Raw genomic sequence first — 16,994 nt, 5'->3', positions numbered from 1 at the left:
TCCGCCGACGTAGCGCCGACCCAGCAGACTAAATAGATTGCTCTAGTACGATCAGACAATCATAATTGTCCGAACTCGTCAACCCTTGGCGGACAGCCCGGCGAGGGCGCACACCATCACCCAACTGGAAGGGAACCATGCCCGTCATTCCTGAATCCCACCGCGACCTAGTCGAGGCGCCGCTTGTCGCGTCGCTGTCCACCGTCGGCGCCGACGGGACACCTCAAGTGACGGCGATCTGGTTCGTCACGGAAGGTGACACGGTGAAGGCGTCGCTGGTGACTTCAAGGCAAAAGTACAAAAATGTGATTGCACATCCGCAGGCGACGCTGTTCATCATCGATCCGAGTAATCCGTTCCGGACACTCGAGATTCGGGGGGCGGTGGAAGTCGGCGAGGATCCGAAGCTGGAGCTTTTCGAGAATATTCTTCGGCATTACGGCCATGATCCAGCCGCTTTTCCTGGGCCGCGCGAGGGGCGGGTCGCTATCACCTTGCTGCCGAGCCGCATTGTTGCTCAGGGCTGACCGATGCATCTGCCGCGAAGCGGCCGCGCCGACGTCCTCTCGTCCGGCGCGGTCAGCCCGCTACCCGAACGCGGTGTTCGCGGCGATGGCCGTATCGCGCTGAATCCCTTAGGCTTCGGGTGCCGCCGCGCCGGCCATCGACTGCTGAGCCTCGATGAGTGAATCCATCAGTGAAGGCTTGTCGGCAGCAAATGATAGTTTTTCCATCCCGCCATAAGGATTCTCGAAGCTTGCGACTTCCTCTGGGGAATTGTCTGCATAGACTTCGAGCTCATTGCCGTCAGGGTCGTAGAAATAGACGCTCTTCGTCACCCCGTGGTTGACGGTGTAGGCGATTTTGACGTTTTCGCGCAAGAGCGTGTCATACGCCTCGCGCAGATCATCCTCACTGCGGAGTTTGAATGCGAAATGCTCCATTCCGATCTGGTAGAACGTTCCATCTGGCGCCTCGGAACCGAGTTCGGCTATTCCTAGCTCATGGTGGTCGCGGCCGGTCGAAAGGAAGACGACTGCCGGAGGAATTTTGCCCATCACCTTCAACCCGAGGACCCGGGTATAGAAATCAAGCGACTTCTCCAGGCTGCGAACCTTTATGACGACGTGCGCCACCCTCTCGATCTTGATCATTTGCCCTAAACCTCTCCGATTCCGTTCCCCTTGATGCGGCGACGACGAGCAACTCTCACCAGGCAGTGAGCTCTCAGCGCAGCGAGCTTCATGTCCTGCTTCGTCAACAAAGCAGCAAAGTCGACTCTACTAGATCAATCTATCCACTGACAAGTGGTGATACGGAATCGGACTGCTTACCGACTCGCACGGCATGAGATGCGGTGACGAGCGAAGCCGCGTGGTCCCGGATTCGCGCCCAGGTGCGGATCGACGGGCTTGTCGGCGCTCCCTTCGTTGCCCGATCGGTCAGCTCGCTCGGTTCTTGCGACTCTTTCGGTTATTGCGCTCGGCAAGTCCAGCGGCAACCGCTTTCGCCGCCGCCCGCCCGGCGGTGTGCATCGGCACTGACGATCGCGTGGTGCGTGACAGCAGGACCGCGCCTTCGATCAGGCAAAAGATCTCCACCGCTACATCGCGGGCGCGCTCCGCGGTCATCCCGGCCGCGGTGAATCGCTGCTCGAGCACCTCCAGCCACGATTCGAACGCGTCCGCGGCGGCTGTCCGCATCAGCTCGTCGTTGTTGGCCACCTCCAACGCGATCGTCGCGATTGGGCAGGCATAGCCGTAGTCGGTCTCCTCGAGCATGCCGGCCGCCTGGACGAAGGAATTGGCCGTCGCCTCGACAACGTCCGCGCCGGGCGGGTACGCCGACTCGAGAAGCTCCCGGTAACGTGCGCCGCCATGAGTGAGGGCGGCGGCCCCCAACTCCTGCTTACCGCCGGGAAAGAAGTGGTACAGCGATCCGTAAGGTGCGGCGGCGGCCGCGAGGACGGCCTTGATGCCGGTCGCGCCGAAGCCCTGCCGGCTGAACAGCTCGGCCGCGGACTCCACCAGACGCACTCGTGTGTCTGGCTGCTTTGCGGTCGCTGACGAGGTGGTAGACACGTGTCTACAGTACCTTGCTAGATCAATCTGTCACAAATCTGACGCTAGGCCCTCGCACCTGGAGCGCTTGGGCAATCGCGGTGCCTCAGACCTCGACCGCTCCAGACGTCTCCTAGCTTCGGCCCTCTCTCGCAATCATTTTCAGTACGTAGCCAGGCCCTGCATATGCGTCTGGATCCCACAAAAAGCGCTACGCCCAATCATGCGGCCCGGGTCGACCCCGGAAAGTTCATCGTCTCCTCCGGGCTGGCCAACCATATGATAGATTGATCTAATGGCCTCAGATACCCGCATCTTCGAACTCCGTACGTACGAGGCAGTGCCGGGCAAAATCGACGCGCTCGTGAGTCGCATCGGGGATCATGCCGCGGCGCTGTTCGAGAAGCACGGTATGACCAACATCGGCTTCTGGGTGCAAACCGACGACGAGGGCAAGCGCACCGACACCCTCATCTACGTCGTGGCCCATGCGAGCAGGGAAGCCGCCAAGAAATCGTGGGAGGACTTTTGGGCGGATCCCGAATGGACTGCGGCGAGGTCTAGCGGCGAGCAGGTCACGGCCGGCGCAACGTCCGTGTTCATCGAACCCACCGAATTCTCGAAACTGCGCTGATGTGCACGTGAAAGCTTCACCGCGGCTGGGGCTTTCACGCGGTTCCCAGCGGTCATCACCCTGTGGGCCGATCGGTGCCGGAGGAGGCTCCTGCGCGCGCCCACAATCTCGACACCCTTCCGCCTGGCTAGGACGACCCCGAGGACAACGCTTGCCTTCGCTCTTCGACCTCACCGGACACGTCGCTCTGATCACCGGAGCCAACTCCGGGATCGGGCTCGGCATGGCACACGGACTCGCCCAAAGTGGCGCCGACGTATGCATCTGGGGCACCAACGCCGAGCGCAACGAGGCCGCGGGCCAGGAGCTCGCGAAGCACGGCACACGGGTGCGGGCGATCCGGTGCGACGTAGGCGACGAGCGCGCGGTGACCGCGAGCTTCGCGGAGACAGTGGAGCACTTCGGAAGGGTCGACTCCTGCTTCGCGAACGCGGGAGTGCGGGCCCCCGATATTGCGTTCGTCGACACGAGTCTCGTTGATTTTCAAGAGGTCACCAGGGTGAATCTGGATGGAGCATTCCTTACCCTGCGCAGCGCGGCGAGGCACATGATCGCGCGCGGCGGCGGGGGCGTGCTGGTAGGAACGTCGAGCGTTTCGGCTCACCACGGAACCCCCCGCGGTCAGGCCTACGCGGCGAGCAAGGCCGGATTGACCGCGATGATCAAGGGGTGCGCCGTGGAACTGGCGCGGTATGGGATCAACGCACATTCGATGGTGGTCGGCTGGACCGAGACGCCCTTGGTGTCGCGAGAGTTCGGAAACCCGACGTTCGAAGAAAACGTCATGAAGCGAATGCCACAGCGCCGTTGGGGCGCACCCGACGATTTCGCACGGATCGCCGTGTACCTTGCCGGCGGCGTCGGCGGGTTCCACACCGGTGACGAGATCGTCATCGACGGCGGATACTCGATCTTCTAGGGATCTACTCGTTGTTGGCGAAGTCGGCCACGTCCGCTTCGAACGCGATGCCCGCGAGTCGGCGGAATTGGCTGCCGTGGAAGACGAGCGGAGCGGACTTGGGATTGGCCTGCAGGCCTTGGATTTCCAGCAGTGCGACGGCATGGTCGCCGGCCGGAATCTCACCGTGTAGGGAGCACTCCAGCCACGCGGTGGCGCCAAGTATGAACACGGCACCCCCGGAAGCGTGGTCCCAAGCGACATCGGCGAAGCGTTCAGTGGCCTTCTGGGCAAGGCTCATGCAGATCTTGTCTTGGCCCTGCGCCAGCACGCTGATCCCCAAGCGGGGCCGCTCACGCAGCCGCTGCCACGTAGTCGACGATGCCTGAAAGCACACCGAGACCAGTGGAGGTTCGAGCGACACTGACGTGAACGAGCTGGCGGCCATACCCACCGGAGCGTCATCGACCATCGCGCACACGGCGGTGACCCCGGACGGGAAGCATCCGAATGCCCGACGCAGCAGGTCTGGTTCGGCGGCAGGCGACTTGAAAGCGATCATTTGTCAGCCCTCCGAAATTGCCATGGCGAGAACATCACTCGCCCAGTAGACCCGAGTTCACAGTCCGACCGGATCGAAGAATTGCAGTTTCGGCTCACCCTCGATCATGTCGGCGATCGTCTCCATGATCCCGGATTCCATCCGCCAGGTGAAGTAGTTCTCATAGTCCTCACGGCTATTCCACTTCTCCATCACCAGCAGATGTGCGGGGTTGTCCTGGTTCCGAACGAATTCGATGCACACACAACCTTTGTAGGGACGGGTTTCCGGGATGATCTTCACCATGAAGTCACGGATGTCGTCGTAGCGACCTTCCTTGATTGTGAGTTCCATGATGGCCTGGACGGTCATTCCACTCTCTATCGTTCTAGCTTGACCCCGCATCGTCCATGTGCGCTGGCCCTTCGCCCGTTATCTATGTGGTGACCGGGCTGATGCCCCCGGCCAGAATTTTGGCGGTGATGTCGGGGCCGTGGCGATTGTCGAATTCATGGAATGTGGTTTGGATTTCGGTGTGCACGGCTTCGACGAGCGGCAGCCAGTCGCCATGCGTGATGATCAGGAACTGCCCTTTCTGAATGGCTTCGACAACCTGCTCACCGACGCGGTTGGGGTCGGCACCCCGTGCCAGTAGGGCGTTGTTGCCTTCGACCGCAGCGGTGTTCACTTCTACGCCGAGCAATTTCGCTTCGCCTTCGCCAGAACTCTCGCTGATGCGGGTGTTCACCGTTCCGGGGCACAGCACCGAGACACCGATGTCGGTGCCCTCGAGTTCACTGCGCAGCACCATCGACAGACCGAAGCTGGCGAACTTCGCCGACGAGTAGGCGCCGACGCGGACCATTGGCACGATCCCGGCCATTGACGCGGTGTTGACGATATGGGCGCGGCCGCCGCGCCTCTTGAAACGCGGCAGGAAGGTCGCCAAGCCGATGAACTGCCCTTCGACATTGATCTTGTAGACCCAGCGCCAGACTTCCAGTGGCGTCTTGTCGAGCTCCCCTCCACCGTTGGCGCCCGCGTTGTTGCACAGGATCGAGATCGGGCCGAGGACCTCTTCGGCGCGATCGGCCGCGGCCGCCCATTGGTCGGCGTCGGTGACGTCGAGTGGCACAGCGAGCACGGTGCCGCCGGTATCGGTCAACTCCTTTTCGACCTTCGCCAACCTGGTGGCGTCGATATCGGCGAGCGCCACTTTGGCGCCCGCGGCGACGAGCGCGCGGGCCATCCCGAGTCCCATTCCCGACGCCGCGCCCGTCACGAAAGCCGCCTGTCCTGCTGGCCAATTCGTTGTCATACAGACACCATAACCCAATCTGACATGAAATTGTGTCAGATTTATCAAACGGTTGACGCGGAAATCAGCGGACAGTTTTCGGGCCAGCCACACGGCCCTCGGCGAGTCGAGTCGATTTCGCGCTATGGCGCCCTAGCGGGCCTCAAGCGGGGCTTCATCCGCGATCTGCACGATGAGCTTGCCGTCGTGATCCCCGCAGAAGAGCCTGTTCATCGCCTCCGGCGCGCTGTCCAAACCGTGCACGACGCGATCTCTCCAGCGCAACTGTCCGGAGCCGATCCAGGTGGCAAGGTCGGCGTAGGCTTCGCGAGCCCGCGAAAAGTGGTCGAGCACGACGAAGCCCTGAATCGTCAACCGGTTCATGAGCACACGGCCAAAGTCTGTCGGGCCGGCCATGGGTCCCTCCGTGTTGTACGACGAGATCATGCCGCACAACGCCATTCGACCGTTTCGGTTCAACCTGGAGAAGACGGCATCCATGATCGGCCCGCCCACATTCTCGAAGTTCATGTCCACCCCTTCAGGACAGAGCCGGTCGAGTTCATCTCCGACATCCGAGGACTTGTAGTCGATTGCACCGTCAAATCCCAGGTCATCTACGATCCACCGACACTTGTCAGGGCCGCCGGCGATCCCGATCACCCGACAACCCTTGATCGCGATCTGGCCGACAATTGATCCGACAGCACCGGCGGCCGCCGAGACGACAAGCGTCTCACCGGGATTGGGACGGCAGATGTCAAGGAGACCGCAGTACGCGGTGAGGCCAGTCGCACCCAAGACCGACAGCGAGGCGGTGAGCGGGATGTGGTGCCGCTGCCGGATGCGGGTCGCCGTCGCAGCATCAGAAATGGTGTACAGCTGCCAGCCGCCCTGCCCGAGAAGGACGGTATCGCCTGGCTGGAAACGAGACGAAGTGCTGTCCTGCACGACACCGACCGTTACTCCGCGCATGACCTCACCGATGCCTACCGGCGGTAGATACTGATCGCGGCTGCTCATCCATATTCGGTTGGTCGGATCCAACGACAGATAGATGTTCTTCACCAAGATCTGATCGTGCAAGAGGTGCGCGATGGGCGATTCGACCAACTCGAGGTCTGTGCTCTGGACCTCATGATCGGGTCGGTGCTTGAGCACCCATGCCGGATTCATCCCAGCCATGTCACATGCTTTTTCGTCCAAGGGTTGAGCGGAACAACGCGAGGAGAAGTCATGCCGCGCGTGCGACCCGAGGCGTTGTCGCGTCGAAATACGCGGCGGAGTTGAGCCTCAAGACATCAGTGTCGCCAGGTCGCGGATGGGATCGGTACCGTCCCAGTCGGCTGCGGCCGCCGCGCTGGCGGCGAACATCTCCACCGCGAGACCACGCCGCTCCATCAGCTCGCTCATGCAACCGATCATCGGCCGAGTATCGACGTAGGCAACCGGCGTCTGGCCCGCAACCACTCCCCTCATCACCACCTCGAAACCGTGCTCCTGATAGTTGCGGCATTCGGCGTCAATATCATCGACGAAGCTGCAGATATGGTGCAGGCCGCCCTCGCCTTCTGCGAAGACGTCACGGTACGGCGACGGAGCTGAATCGTGTTGCTTGATGAGCTCAATCTGAACCGGACCCGCCTGGGCGATCGCGCAGCTGATGTCCAATTCGGCCGGGCTGCCCCGATGAGACGCTTCGGTGAAGATCCCACCGACATGCGCGCCAACGAAAAACGGACCGATCCGGGCTGTCTGCAGCCAATATTGGACGGCCGCGTCGAGATCATCTACAACCCAGGCTATCTGGTTGTATTGCTTTGCTACCAGCACTTACTCGCCTTCCGTGTATTCACGCGCGCAACCCCTCACGACGTCCTGCCGTACCTGGACCCACATTGACATGACGGGACGCATCCCGATAGCTTAGGGTATTAGATCGTTCTATCTAATGCCAGCCCGATTTTCCGGACCGCGCTCGTGTGGTCCCAGCGCCGCCCGTTGTCCGCGGGGTGTGGGCGGCACCGGATCGTCCGATCACTTGTTGCCGACGACGACGGGAGCGCAATGCGATCGTCTCGCAAGCGAGCCGTGATCACTGGAGCTGAAGTTGAGCACTGAAGGCGAATCTGCGCAAGTAGCGCAAGCGGCGCGCGGGGTCGTACAGGACCACGACCCCCGATCCGTTTCCATTACCGAATTCCTCGGGGCCTGGTTCGACGCCGGCCTGTCCTGGGTGCACTTTCCCGAAGGCTTTGGCGGACTGGGAGTCTCGCGCGGCCACCAGGCCGTGGCGGACGCGATCCTGCAGCGCGCCGGCATCCCCGCCCCGTACACCCTGAATCTCATCGGTTATGGCATGGCCGCGCCGACAGTCTGCGAGCACGCGCAGACCGACCAGCTCAAGCGCGAGTGGCTGCGCCCACTCGCGACCACGGAGGAAATCTGGTGCCAGTTGTTTTCCGAGCCCGGTGCCGGGTCCGATCTCGCGGGGCTATCCACCTCGGCCGTCCGTGACGGTAACGACTGGGTGGTGAACGGGCAGAAGGTGTGGACCACCCTGGCGCACCGCGCAGGCTGGGCACTGCTGCTTGCCCGCACCGACCCGAACGTGCCAAAGCACAAGGGCCTCACCTACTTCGTCGTCGACATGCGCGCATTGGGCGTCGAAACCCGGCCGCTGCGCCAGATGACCGGCCACGCCGAGTTCAACGAGGTCTACCTCAACGACGTCCGGATCCCGGACGCGCACCGGCTGGGTGCGGTCGGCGCCGGCTGGCAGGTCGCCATGACGACGCTGATGAACGAGCGCAACTCGATCGGCGCCAGCGGCGCCCATCGCGGCGGCGGCACGATCGCCGATGCCGTCGCGCTGTGGGCCCAGCGCCCAGACCGCCACACCCCGGTGCGACGCGATCGCCTCGCCCAACTTTGGTTGCGTTCGGAGGCACAGCGGCTGACTTCGGAGCGCGCCCGCGCCACCGCGACCGTCCGCGGCCCCGGCCCAGAGAGGTCGATCGACAAGCTCGTCGGCGCCGAACTGAACCAGCAGATCTACGAGTTCTGCATGGACGTGCTCGGACCGGAGGGTCTTCTCTACGGCGACTACACCATGCGTGCCGCCAGCCCCGATGAGGACCAAGGGCCGGTGCAGCAGCGATTTCTGCGCTCACGCGCCAACACCATCGAGGGCGGCACCTCCGAGGTGCTGCGAAACGTTCTCGGCGAACGGATCCTGGGCCTGCCTGGCGATCTGCGTGCCGACGCCGGACCCTGGCGTGAGGTGCCCCGTGGCTGACCAAAGCTCAATCCCAAGCGCACAATTCGTCTTCACGCCGGAGCAGCAGGAGTTGCGCACTGCGGTGCGCCGCTTCTGCGCCGCGCACTCCGACGAGTCCACCGTGCGGCGGCTGATGGAGTCCACTCCCCCGTTCGACCAAAAGGCATGGTGGCGGCTCGGATCCGAGCTCGGTGTGCTCGGACTCGGTGTACCCGAGGAGCTCGATGGCTCAGGCGGCGGCCTCGTCGACGCCGCGATTGCCGTCGAGGAGCTGGGCGCCGCCGTGTTCTGCGGGCCCGTCTTCGGCACCCTCGCATTGTCGATTCCCGCGCTGGTCGCCGCGCCGGACACACCGGTGCGCACCGAGACCCTGGGGCCACTCGTCGCCGGCATCCGGACCGCCGCCTTCGCCGTCCCGGAACAGGCAGGGCGCCTCGCCGTCGATGCCGTGACCATGCGGGCCACCGGATCGGGCGACACGTGGACGGTCTCCGGAACCGTCGAGCGCGTCGTCGACGCGGGCGCCGCGGACGACCTGGTCGTCGCCGCGACCGTACCGGATGGGTTGGCGCTGTTGGTCATCGACGCCGCAGGGTCAGGGATAGAACGCGCCGCGCTGTCCACGATGGACCTGACCCGGCCGCAGGCCACCGTCACGCTCACCGACGCCGCGGCGCGGCTACTCGCCGGCCCGGAGGCGGCGGCCCGCATCTGCCAGCACGCACTGGACGTCGGCGCGGTGCTGCTGGCCGCCGAACAGGTGGGTGGCGCCCAGCACCTGCTCGACCTGAGCGTTTCGTACGCCAAGGAACGGCTGCAGTTCGGCCGACCCATCGGATCGTTCCAGGCTGTCAAACACCGGCTCGCTGACATGCTGGTCGATCAGGAGCACGCTCGCTCCGCGGCTTACTACGGCGCGTGGGCACTGCAGGACGGCACTGACGATCCAGCGCTTGTAGCGTCGATAGCGCAGGCGGCCTGCTCGGCCGCCTTCAGCCGCATAGCGATGGATACCGTCCAGGTGCACGGCGGCATCGGCTTCACGTGGGAACACCAGGCGCACTTGTACTTCAAGCGCGCCTTCACCGACGCCGCCCTCCTCGGCAGTGTCGAGGAGCACCGGTCCCGGATCGCCGAACTCGTGCTCGACACCGCCACAAGCGATTACGAAATCACGGTCGCGGCCGGAGGAATTACGAGGGCCGCAGGCCGGTGACGACTCCCGCCCTGCGGCCCTCGATTCAACCGCCGACACAACCGCAAAGCGATGCAGCAATATCACCGAGAGGGCGCGTCATATGAGTTTGACACTCAAGGAAATGGAAGATGTGCTGCTGGCTCACGAAATCGCTGAGCTGGAACAGGATATCGACGCCACGATGGCCACGGTGGTGCCCGATCCGCACTACGAGCTCTCCGCGCTCGGATGGATCATCGACGGACAGGCGGCGGTACGTGAGATGTACCGCCGAATCCTGCCGGTCGACCATCGTGATGTCGCCGCTGAGAAGCGGATACACGCGATCGCCGAGAACACGCTGCTGCGCGAGGCCGTCATGTCCTTCAACAACCTCGAGGGCCAACGGGTCAGTGGCCTGTACCTGGTGGTGCTGGCCTTTGATCCTGAACTGAAACTCATCTCGGGTGAGCGCATGTACATGGATCCCCTCTTCGGGCAGATGATGTCTGAACAACTAGGCCCCGACTTCGGAGAGGTGCCCGGCGTGTCCCGGACCGCGGATAGGTTGCCGATCATCGCCAAGCACGACGCCTTTGCGTGGGCCGAATCGGAGGGGCTGACCATCGGTCCGCACAAGGAAAGATAACTTCTCACGACCCTTATCCCCGATGGACATGAACTGCACGCGGGATCGCAATGATCTCTTAGCCGTTCGACGTGCCCCGCCTCGAGCACTGCGGCCGCTCGAATCCGGTGGAGCCGCGAATGACTGCAACAACTGTCGCGAAATTTGTTCCGCACAGAATTTTTGTCAATGTAAGAGAAGGGTGTTCGGATGGCGGATCTGGAAGGCAAAGTTGCGATCGTTACCGGATCGTCGCGCGGCATCGGTGCGGCAACCGCGGAGCGGTTGGCGGCCGATGGGGCGACCGTCGTGGTGAATTATGTTGCGTCCGTGGACAAAGCACAGGCAGTAGTAGAACGTATTCAGCAGGCGGGGGGTAGGGCGATCGCTATCCAGGCCGACATGGGTGACTGGTCGCAAGCGCAAATGCTCGTTGAGAAGGCAGCCACGGAGTTCGGACGCCTCGACATCCTGGTCAACAACGCGGTACAAACCGTGGGCAGAGAACCCCTCGCGGACATCACCGAAGAGTTCACGCGCCGGCATTCGCGGTCAATGTCCTCGGGCCGATTGCCGCCATACAGGTTGCAGCGCCGCTGCTTCCGGCCGACGGGGGCCGCATCATCAACATCAGCTCGTGCGTCACCGTCTATCCGCTCCCATGGAGCACCGTTTACGTGGCGACCAAAGCAGGGCTTGAGGCCGCGACCCGCGCGCTTGCCGCCGAGCTCGGGCCGCGGAACATCACTGTCAACGCGATCGGCGTGGGTTTCACCGCCACGGACTTGATCGGGACGAACACCAAAGAGCAGGACGATGCCTTGATCGCCCGGACACCACTGGGCCGCATCGGGCAGCCGGCCGACATCGCCGACGCGGTCTCGTTGCTGGCATCGTCGGACGCGCGGTGGATCACCGGACAATTGGTGCTGGCGACCGGAGGAATCGTTCCCTGACGCCGCACCGTTGTTGGTCATCTGTCCGACCTGGCTTCCTCATCACTAGGAAATAAATCCTTCTTCGGCTATCCGATTTCGCGCGTGAGGCTGTGGTGCGGTGGAACGGCCCGCGGGCGGTCGCGCCGCTGCCGCTCATAACGTGACTCTGCCCGGGGCGACCCCGCGGTCGATGAAGGCGTCGACCCGTTCGAGGTACTCCTGTGCGGGTGTATCCACAAACCGAGTGCAGGAGGCGTCGCGGTGGAAACGCGCGACGGTGAGCCGACGGCACGGTCACCGTCTCTTCCGTTGTGCGGCAATGATTTCGGTGGCGGCGCGGTGGCCGGCTGTCACCGCACCCTCCATCGAACCGTAGAAGCAGCTAGCCGTCTCGGTTCCCGCGAAATGGATCCGGCCTTGTGGGTGTGACGGAACCGCCCGGTTCGACGTCCAGGTGCCAGGGCTGTGGAACGCTCCGAAACAGCCAGGTGACCATTGGTCCTCGTTCCAGACGTGGATACGAGCGTGGGTCGGGTGGGCCGCCTCGGGGCCGAAGCGGTGGGACAGGTCGGCGAGCACCGCGTCGAGCCGCTCGGGAACAGACCGGCCCAGCAGACGACGTGCTTGCGCCCCGACGACGAAGGCCACCAGGACCCCTTGATCGTCGGTGGAGAAGTCGAAAGTCGCATTGACCAGATCGTCGTTGGATATGCTCTTGCCGCTGAGACCGGCACCGCGCCAGAACGGCCTGGGGTAGGCGAGGTGATACTTCAGGACCGTCCCGGGGTTCGCAGCCGCCAGGTGGCGCCGGCGGCCCTCAGAAAGCGGCGGGTCAAATCTGAGTGCGGCCGCATGCGGTGGCGGTAGAGCGACGACGACCCCGGCAGCGCGTAGCGTGTCATCGTCCGTTACGACCTCTACACCTGAATCGCCCTGCGCCACAGCCGAGACAGGTGCGTTCAAGATCGGCGGTGAGGGCAAGGTCGCGGCCAGTCGTTCACACAGCGCGCAGGCGCCGTCGACGAACCGCAGCTGCTGTGACCCATTTGTTCGCAGGTAGCGACGGAAGCCGCCGGCCGACCGAATGCACATCACCGCATGCAGCAGAGACAACCTGTCGATGTCGGTGGCGAAGATGGACCGCATCGCCACGCCCAGCAGTCCGACGGATTCGCGCGGCAGCCGGTCCAGAAACTGTGCTACCGACCGCCCGTCCAGATATCCCGCGAGTCGCCCCGACCACGGCGCTGCAGGATCGACGGTGCGAGACAGTGCATTCAAGAGTCCGATACCGGCTCCCGTGCCGAGAAGGCCCCCAACGCTCAACGCGGGCCGATCGCCGGTCCACCGCCGCTCCCCCCGGCCGAAACTGCCGATGTGGATCCCGACGTCGAATGTCGGCTGGAGTCGAAGGCCGTACCGGTCGGCGAGTTCAAGGATCGCCGTCTGATGAGGTCCGACGAACTCGGCGCCGAACTCGACGGGGTGACCGAAATCATCTGAGATGGTGTATATCCGGCCACCGATCCGGTCACGCGCCTCGATCACTCCGACGGAGAGCCCGGCACTCGCGATGTCCGAGGCCGCAGTCAAGCCGGACAGCCCGGCACCCACAACGATCACGTCAAGATCGCTCATTCGGCACCCTCTTCCACACCCGCAGCCACCAACATCAGTTACATCCTGACGTAGCCGTGCGTGCCGTAGCGGCCGTGGTGGCGACCGTCATCCCGATGGGGCATGCGCCGTAACAGAATCCGGAGTTCATCAGCGTGGTCCCATCGATCCCTGGAACTATTTGCACCAGTCCGACGTGAGGTCTTTCTGCCAATCAGATGCAAGTGTGGCGTTGAAGCGCGCCATGTCATACGCGGCGTCGGACACAATTTCCGAATCGCTCATATCGCGGCTTTCAGCGAACCGGTCAGCAACGAACTCCGCAGTCAGATTGGCGTTCTCGATGCCCTTGTTGCCGTAGATGCCATAGCGATTGAAACGCCCGCCACCAATGCGGAACAGCTCACCGGACGCGAGCGTCAGGCTCGCCCCGGACAGAGAACACCGCCGACGGCGACTCTCGCGGTGGCCCCGATGGCCGGTGGCCCCGATGGCCGGGGGCCACCGCGAGAAGACAGTGTTCATTGCAAATGCCTCACCGCTACGGCATGTTTCGGCGAAAGCAAAGCTAGTTGATGGTGATTCCCTTACGCTCGGCCACTTCGTACGCGTCGTGCCGGTCGATCATTGGAGCCACGTCACTGAGCTTTGTGACGCCGGGCACCTCGGCGAAGTCTGGACCGAGGTTCTCGCTCATCATCTCGGCGAAGTTGGTGTCCATGTACATCCGCTCGCCAGAAATCAGCTTCTGCGCGGGATCGAACGACATCACGACGATGTAGTTGCCGGTCACCCGCTCGCCGTTAGATTTCGTGAACGACACGTGCGCCTCACGGACCAGCGTGTTGCTGTCGATGGCATGCACTCGCATCTTGGCTGCCACATTCCGCTTCCGGGTGCCGGGCATGATGCGGCTGTAGGCCTCGCGGACAGCGTCGTATCCGTCGAATGCAAATCCCAGGGTCGGAAGCTCGTAGTGTGGGTTGTCAACCAGGGTGGCCATCGTGGCATCGAGGTCTTCTTCCAGCTCGCCCTTCTCGTGCGCGAGCAGAATTTCTTCCATTTCGTTCTTGGTCATTTCTTCCATCGCCTGCAGGGTCTCCTTTGATCCGTCACCGGGCTGAGATCGCATCTATCGCCAACCTGGGGCGCGCCCATCGCCGCTGTCCTACTCGACAGCGGCGATGGGGATTCACGCGACATCGCCATTAGATAGATTGATCTAGGGCCATGAGCCTAGTCACAATCTCCTCGTGTAGTCAACGGTCCCACACGCAACCGGCGTACGGGGTTTGGTCACATGCCAGGGCAATGGCCCACTGTTGACGAGGTCGCGGCACAATGATTAGGCTCGGTCTACTAGATCAATCTATCGCCTGTGGCTTGCCCCGGTGTCGCGCAAGGTGCCGTCCGTGTGGGTTTCAGATGCTAGGTGGCGCGTCCATCGGTGATCGATCCGGTCTCCATTGCAGTAACCAGTGAAGAAAGCGAATGCCCGAGACCACACTCGCTGCGGCCTCCGCAGCCGTTGTCGCCGGGCGCCCGATCTAGGAGGGTGTCATGTCCGATTCTTTTGGCGCGTTCGTCTTGAACAAGGATGACGGCGGGTTCCGTGCCGGAGTGCAGCAGCTCACGCTCGATGACCTGCCTGCTGGCGACGTCACCGTGCGCGTGCAGTACTCGAGCGTCAACTACAAGGATGGCCTCGCCTGCCTACCGGAGAGCCCCGTGGTGGCGTCGTACCCGATGGTGCCGGGCATCGACCTCGCGGGCACGGTTGTCGAGTCGAGCGACCCGCGCTTCACCGCCGGCCAGGAAGTACTCGCGATCGGCCGCGACCTGGGAATAGCGCAATTCGGCGGCTACGCCGAGTACGCACGCCTGTCCAGTGATTGGCTCGAGCCGCTCCCTGCGGGCCTCACATTGAAGGAGGCGATGGCGCTGGGCACCGCCGGCTTCACCGCTGCGCTGTCGATCCAACGACTCGAGCAGAACGGCCTGAAGCCAGGAGACGGCCCCGTGCTCGTAACGGGCGCCACCGGCGGCGTGGGCAGCACAGCGGTGAATATGCTCGCAGGACTCGGCTACGAGGTCGCCGCGAGCACCGGCAAGGAGTCGGAGCACGAGTACCTCCAACAGCTGGGCGCCAGCAAGATCCTCGGTCGCGAAGAAGTCTCAGCGCAAAGCAACAGCCCGCTGGAGGCCGAGCTCTGGGCTGGAGCTGTGGACCCGGTGGGTGCAGACACAACCGCTTACCTGCTGCGGACTACGCGTTACGGCGGCTCGGTCGCGACCTGTGGGCTCACCGGCGGTTTCGCGGTGAACACCACCGTGTTGCCATTCATCCTGCGGGGCGTCAACCTGCTGGGGATCGACTCCGTTCAGTGCCCGGCGCACGTGCGTGTCGCCGTCTGGAAGCGCCTCGGAGCTGACCTCAAGCCAAAGAATTTGGCGGACAGCATCTCTCATGAGATTGGCCTTGACGCGATCCCCGCAGTCACCGCAAACATCCTCGGCGGCGGTGTCAAAGGCCGGACGATCGTCCGACTGTAGGCGACATGGCCAACAACGACGCCACCGGCCAGATCTTGATCGTCGACGGCGGCGAGACGACGGCCGGACCATCAGGGCTCGGACGGTGGGTACGACGGGAGCTCTCGGACAGGGCAACCGACTGACCGAGAGCCGCCAACCCCGCAAGTGTCGAAATGCCACCTTATTGCGGGGTATTCAATAGGCCGATCGACACTACGGTGGGAACATGAAGGCAGTCGTATGTTGTGCTGGTGCGCTGGAAGTCACTGAAATACCTAATCCTCGGCCGAGACCGGGCCAGGTACTGATCAACGTAACCCGGTGCGGGATATGTGGCTCGGATCTGCACGCGCGCGTGCACACTGACCAGCTTGCCGATATGGCCGCGACCGTCGGTTATGATCAGATGCCCCGGCACATGGACGAAGTCGTCTTCGGCCACGAATTCTGCGGCGAGGTCGTCGAATACGGGCCCGACACGCGGCGCCGCTGGAAACCAGGCACCCCGGTGGTGGCGATGCCCATCTGTCGCGACGGGCGCGACATCCAGTTCATCGGGGCCTCTACACAGGTGCCCGGCGGGTATGCCGAACAGATCGTCGTCCAGGAATCGATGACCTTCGAGGTGCCAAACGGATTGCCGGCCGCGGACGCGACGCTGACCGAACCGATGGCGGTCGCCTGGCATGCGGTGCGCCGCAGCCGAATCAGCAAGAAGCAGAATGCCTACGTCATCGGCTGCGGGCCGATCGGGCTGGCCGTGATCGCGATGCTGAAGGCGGCCCGCGTGCGGACCGTGGTCGCATCCGACTTCTCTCCGCGGCGCCGGGAGTTGGCCACCCGCTTGGGTGCTGACGTGGTGGTCGATCCGCGCAACGCGGATCCGTTCTCGTCGTCGCCCCGGCCGAATCGGCTCAACAATGTCCCGGACCTGCTGAACCTCGGGTTCGACACGATGGAGAAGTTGCGCCGGATCCCGAATTTGCCTTGGTGGCAAGCCTTTCGTGCGGCGCAGAAGCTGGAGATGGGCCCTTCGGGCCCGGTCATCTTCGAGTGCGTTGGCGTGCCGGGCATGATCGACAACCTGTTGGCGACCGTTCCCATGATGAGTCGAATCATCGTGGCGGGCGCGTGCCTCGAACCTGACAGCTTCCGCCCCGCAATGGCCATCAACAAAGAGATCGACCTTCGCTTCTCCACCGGCTATGACCCCGGCGAATTCCGCGACACGCTGCACATGCTCGCTGACGGAACAGTCGACGCGGCGCCCCTCATCACCGGAACCGTCGGACTGGCTGGTGTGGATGCCGCCTTCGCGGCCCTCGGTAACGCCGAACACGCCAAGATTCTGATCGATCCCGCCAGTCCAGCCGCGACTCCCTGACGGGC

At 63.4% G+C, this 16,994-nt stretch carries 18 protein-coding genes and 1 pseudogene; 9 read left to right on the top strand and 10 right to left on the bottom strand.

Annotated features, from left to right (window positions below; translation table 11 throughout):
- Nucleotides 1–137 precede the first annotated feature (137 nt).
- A complete protein-coding gene (locus tag OQ789_RS18890) occupies nt 138–527 on the top strand; it encodes a PPOX class F420-dependent oxidoreductase (RefSeq protein WP_324687622.1) in 390 nt (129 codons plus the stop codon).
- Nucleotides 528–635: 108 nt separating this feature from the next.
- On the opposite strand, the gene OQ789_RS18885 is transcribed toward OQ789_RS18890, so the two are convergent.
- Together OQ789_RS18885 and OQ789_RS18880 are read right to left on the bottom strand one after the other, a co-directional pair.
- Nucleotides 636–1,154 carry a VOC family protein gene (locus OQ789_RS18885; protein WP_324687621.1) on the bottom strand — a complete coding sequence of 173 codons (519 nt, stop codon included), beginning with the start codon at nt 1,152–1,154 and terminating at the stop codon, nt 636–638.
- Between the two features lie 288 nt (nt 1,155–1,442).
- Nucleotides 1,443–2,036, bottom strand: a complete 594-nt coding sequence (locus OQ789_RS18880) for a TetR/AcrR family transcriptional regulator (protein ID WP_324687620.1) — start codon at nt 2,034–2,036, stop codon at nt 1,443–1,445.
- Nucleotides 2,037–2,355: 319 nt separating this feature from the next.
- Between OQ789_RS18880 and OQ789_RS18875 the strand changes: the two genes are divergently transcribed.
- Both OQ789_RS18875 and OQ789_RS18870 read left to right on the top strand, forming a co-directional pair.
- Nucleotides 2,356–2,694 (top strand): NIPSNAP family protein, encoded by a 339-nt coding sequence (locus tag OQ789_RS18875; protein ID WP_324687619.1) that lies wholly within the window; start codon nt 2,356–2,358, stop codon nt 2,692–2,694.
- A 151-nt stretch (nt 2,695–2,845) separates the two neighbouring features.
- Nucleotides 2,846–3,613: an SDR family NAD(P)-dependent oxidoreductase gene (locus OQ789_RS18870; RefSeq protein ID WP_324687618.1), complete on the top strand. Its 768-nt coding sequence runs from the start codon at nt 2,846–2,848 to the stop codon at nt 3,611–3,613.
- A 4-nt stretch (nt 3,614–3,617) separates the two neighbouring features.
- Here the strand turns inward: OQ789_RS18870 and OQ789_RS18865 are convergent, their stop codons facing one another.
- From OQ789_RS18865 to OQ789_RS18845, 5 genes are all read right to left on the bottom strand, one after another.
- Entirely contained in the window at nt 3,618–4,154 is a 537-nt protein-coding gene (locus OQ789_RS18865) for a flavin reductase family protein (RefSeq protein ID WP_324687616.1), read from the bottom strand.
- Between the two features lie 57 nt (nt 4,155–4,211).
- Nucleotides 4,212–4,505, bottom strand: coding sequence for a putative quinol monooxygenase (locus tag OQ789_RS18860; protein WP_324687615.1), 294 nt, complete (start codon nt 4,503–4,505; stop codon nt 4,212–4,214).
- Nucleotides 4,506–4,569: 64 nt separating this feature from the next.
- Nucleotides 4,570–5,544, bottom strand: coding sequence for an SDR family oxidoreductase (locus OQ789_RS18855; RefSeq protein WP_324687614.1), 975 nt, complete (start codon nt 5,542–5,544; stop codon nt 4,570–4,572).
- Nucleotides 5,545–5,583: 39 nt separating this feature from the next.
- Entirely contained in the window at nt 5,584–6,615 is a 1,032-nt protein-coding gene (locus OQ789_RS18850; protein WP_324687613.1) for an NADP-dependent oxidoreductase, read from the bottom strand.
- Nucleotides 6,616–6,723: 108 nt separating this feature from the next.
- Entirely contained in the window at nt 6,724–7,263 is a 540-nt protein-coding gene (locus tag OQ789_RS18845) for a VOC family protein (protein ID WP_324687612.1), read from the bottom strand.
- Nucleotides 7,264–7,540: 277 nt separating this feature from the next.
- Between OQ789_RS18845 and OQ789_RS18840 the strand changes: the two genes are divergently transcribed.
- The 4 genes and pseudogenes from OQ789_RS18840 to OQ789_RS18825 all read left to right on the top strand — a co-directional run bounded on the left by OQ789_RS18840 (nt 7,541) and on the right by OQ789_RS18825 (nt 11,471).
- Nucleotides 7,541–8,728, top strand: coding sequence for an acyl-CoA dehydrogenase family protein (locus OQ789_RS18840; RefSeq protein ID WP_324687611.1), 1,188 nt, complete (start codon nt 7,541–7,543; stop codon nt 8,726–8,728).
- Nucleotides 8,721–9,926: an acyl-CoA dehydrogenase family protein gene (locus OQ789_RS18835; protein ID WP_324687610.1), complete on the top strand. Its 1,206-nt coding sequence runs from the start codon at nt 8,721–8,723 to the stop codon at nt 9,924–9,926. The genes OQ789_RS18840 and OQ789_RS18835 overlap by 8 nt, the downstream gene beginning before the upstream one ends.
- Nucleotides 9,927–10,008: 82 nt before the next feature.
- Nucleotides 10,009–10,536 (top strand): hypothetical protein, encoded by a 528-nt coding sequence (locus tag OQ789_RS18830; protein WP_324687609.1) that lies wholly within the window; start codon nt 10,009–10,011, stop codon nt 10,534–10,536.
- Nucleotides 10,537–10,725: 189 nt separating this feature from the next.
- Nucleotides 10,726–11,471: pseudogene (locus OQ789_RS18825) on the top strand (glucose 1-dehydrogenase).
- A 276-nt stretch (nt 11,472–11,747) separates the two neighbouring features.
- Here OQ789_RS18825 and OQ789_RS18820 read toward each other — a convergent pair.
- The 3 genes from OQ789_RS18820 to OQ789_RS18810 all read right to left on the bottom strand — a co-directional run bounded on the left by OQ789_RS18820 (nt 11,748) and on the right by OQ789_RS18810 (nt 14,157).
- The gene (locus OQ789_RS18820; RefSeq protein ID WP_324687608.1) at nt 11,748–13,091 is read right to left on the bottom strand and encodes a flavin monoamine oxidase family protein; all 1,344 of its coding nucleotides are present in this window, start codon (nt 13,089–13,091) and stop codon (nt 11,748–11,750) included.
- Between the two features lie 156 nt (nt 13,092–13,247).
- Entirely contained in the window at nt 13,248–13,595 is a 348-nt protein-coding gene (locus OQ789_RS18815) for a hypothetical protein (protein WP_324687607.1), read from the bottom strand.
- 43 nt (nt 13,596–13,638) lie between these two features.
- Complete coding sequence (locus OQ789_RS18810) at nt 13,639–14,157, bottom strand: hypothetical protein (protein WP_324687606.1); 519 nt, start codon at nt 14,155–14,157, stop codon at nt 13,639–13,641.
- Between the two features lie 473 nt (nt 14,158–14,630).
- Here OQ789_RS18810 and OQ789_RS18805 point away from each other — a divergent pair, with 473 nt between their 5' ends.
- Nucleotides 14,631–15,623: an acryloyl-CoA reductase gene (locus OQ789_RS18805; RefSeq protein WP_324687604.1), complete on the top strand. Its 993-nt coding sequence runs from the start codon at nt 14,631–14,633 to the stop codon at nt 15,621–15,623.
- Nucleotides 15,624–15,831: 208 nt separating this feature from the next.
- Nucleotides 15,832–16,989 (top strand): zinc-binding dehydrogenase, encoded by a 1,158-nt coding sequence (locus OQ789_RS18800; RefSeq protein ID WP_324687603.1) that lies wholly within the window; start codon nt 15,832–15,834, stop codon nt 16,987–16,989.
- Nucleotides 16,990–16,994 lie beyond the last annotated feature (5 nt).

Source organism: Mycobacterium sp. 94-17 (genome assembly GCF_035617725.1).
GTDB lineage: Bacteria > Actinomycetota > Actinomycetes > Mycobacteriales > Mycobacteriaceae > Mycobacterium.
This window is presented reverse-complemented; position numbering and strand designations above follow the sequence as displayed.

What these genes read in the sequence shown, in the direction of transcription:
- OQ789_RS18805 (WP_324687604.1), top strand. Translation starts at nt 14,631, where the DNA reads ATGTCCGATTCTTTTGGCGCGTTCGTCTTGAACAAGGATGACGGCGGG.
- OQ789_RS18830 (WP_324687609.1), top strand. Translation starts at nt 10,009, where the DNA reads ATGAGTTTGACACTCAAGGAAATGGAAGATGTGCTGCTGGCTCACGAA.
- OQ789_RS18850 (WP_324687613.1), bottom strand. Translation starts at nt 6,615, where the DNA reads ATGGCTGGGATGAATCCGGCATGGGTGCTCAAGCACCGACCCGATCAT.
- OQ789_RS18860 (WP_324687615.1), bottom strand. Translation starts at nt 4,505, where the DNA reads ATGACCGTCCAGGCCATCATGGAACTCACAATCAAGGAAGGTCGCTAC.
- OQ789_RS18885 (WP_324687621.1), bottom strand. Translation starts at nt 1,154, where the DNA reads ATGATCAAGATCGAGAGGGTGGCGCACGTCGTCATAAAGGTTCGCAGC.
- OQ789_RS18875 (WP_324687619.1), top strand. Translation starts at nt 2,356, where the DNA reads ATGGCCTCAGATACCCGCATCTTCGAACTCCGTACGTACGAGGCAGTG.
- OQ789_RS18800 (WP_324687603.1), top strand. Translation starts at nt 15,832, where the DNA reads ATGAAGGCAGTCGTATGTTGTGCTGGTGCGCTGGAAGTCACTGAAATA.
- OQ789_RS18890 (WP_324687622.1), top strand. Translation starts at nt 138, where the DNA reads ATGCCCGTCATTCCTGAATCCCACCGCGACCTAGTCGAGGCGCCGCTT.
- OQ789_RS18865 (WP_324687616.1), bottom strand. Translation starts at nt 4,154, where the DNA reads ATGATCGCTTTCAAGTCGCCTGCCGCCGAACCAGACCTGCTGCGTCGG.
- OQ789_RS18820 (WP_324687608.1), bottom strand. Translation starts at nt 13,091, where the DNA reads ATGAGCGATCTTGACGTGATCGTTGTGGGTGCCGGGCTGTCCGGCTTG.
- OQ789_RS18810 (WP_324687606.1), bottom strand. Translation starts at nt 14,157, where the DNA reads ATGGAAGAAATGACCAAGAACGAAATGGAAGAAATTCTGCTCGCGCAC.
- OQ789_RS18815 (WP_324687607.1), bottom strand. Translation starts at nt 13,595, where the DNA reads ATGAACACTGTCTTCTCGCGGTGGCCCCCGGCCATCGGGGCCACCGGC.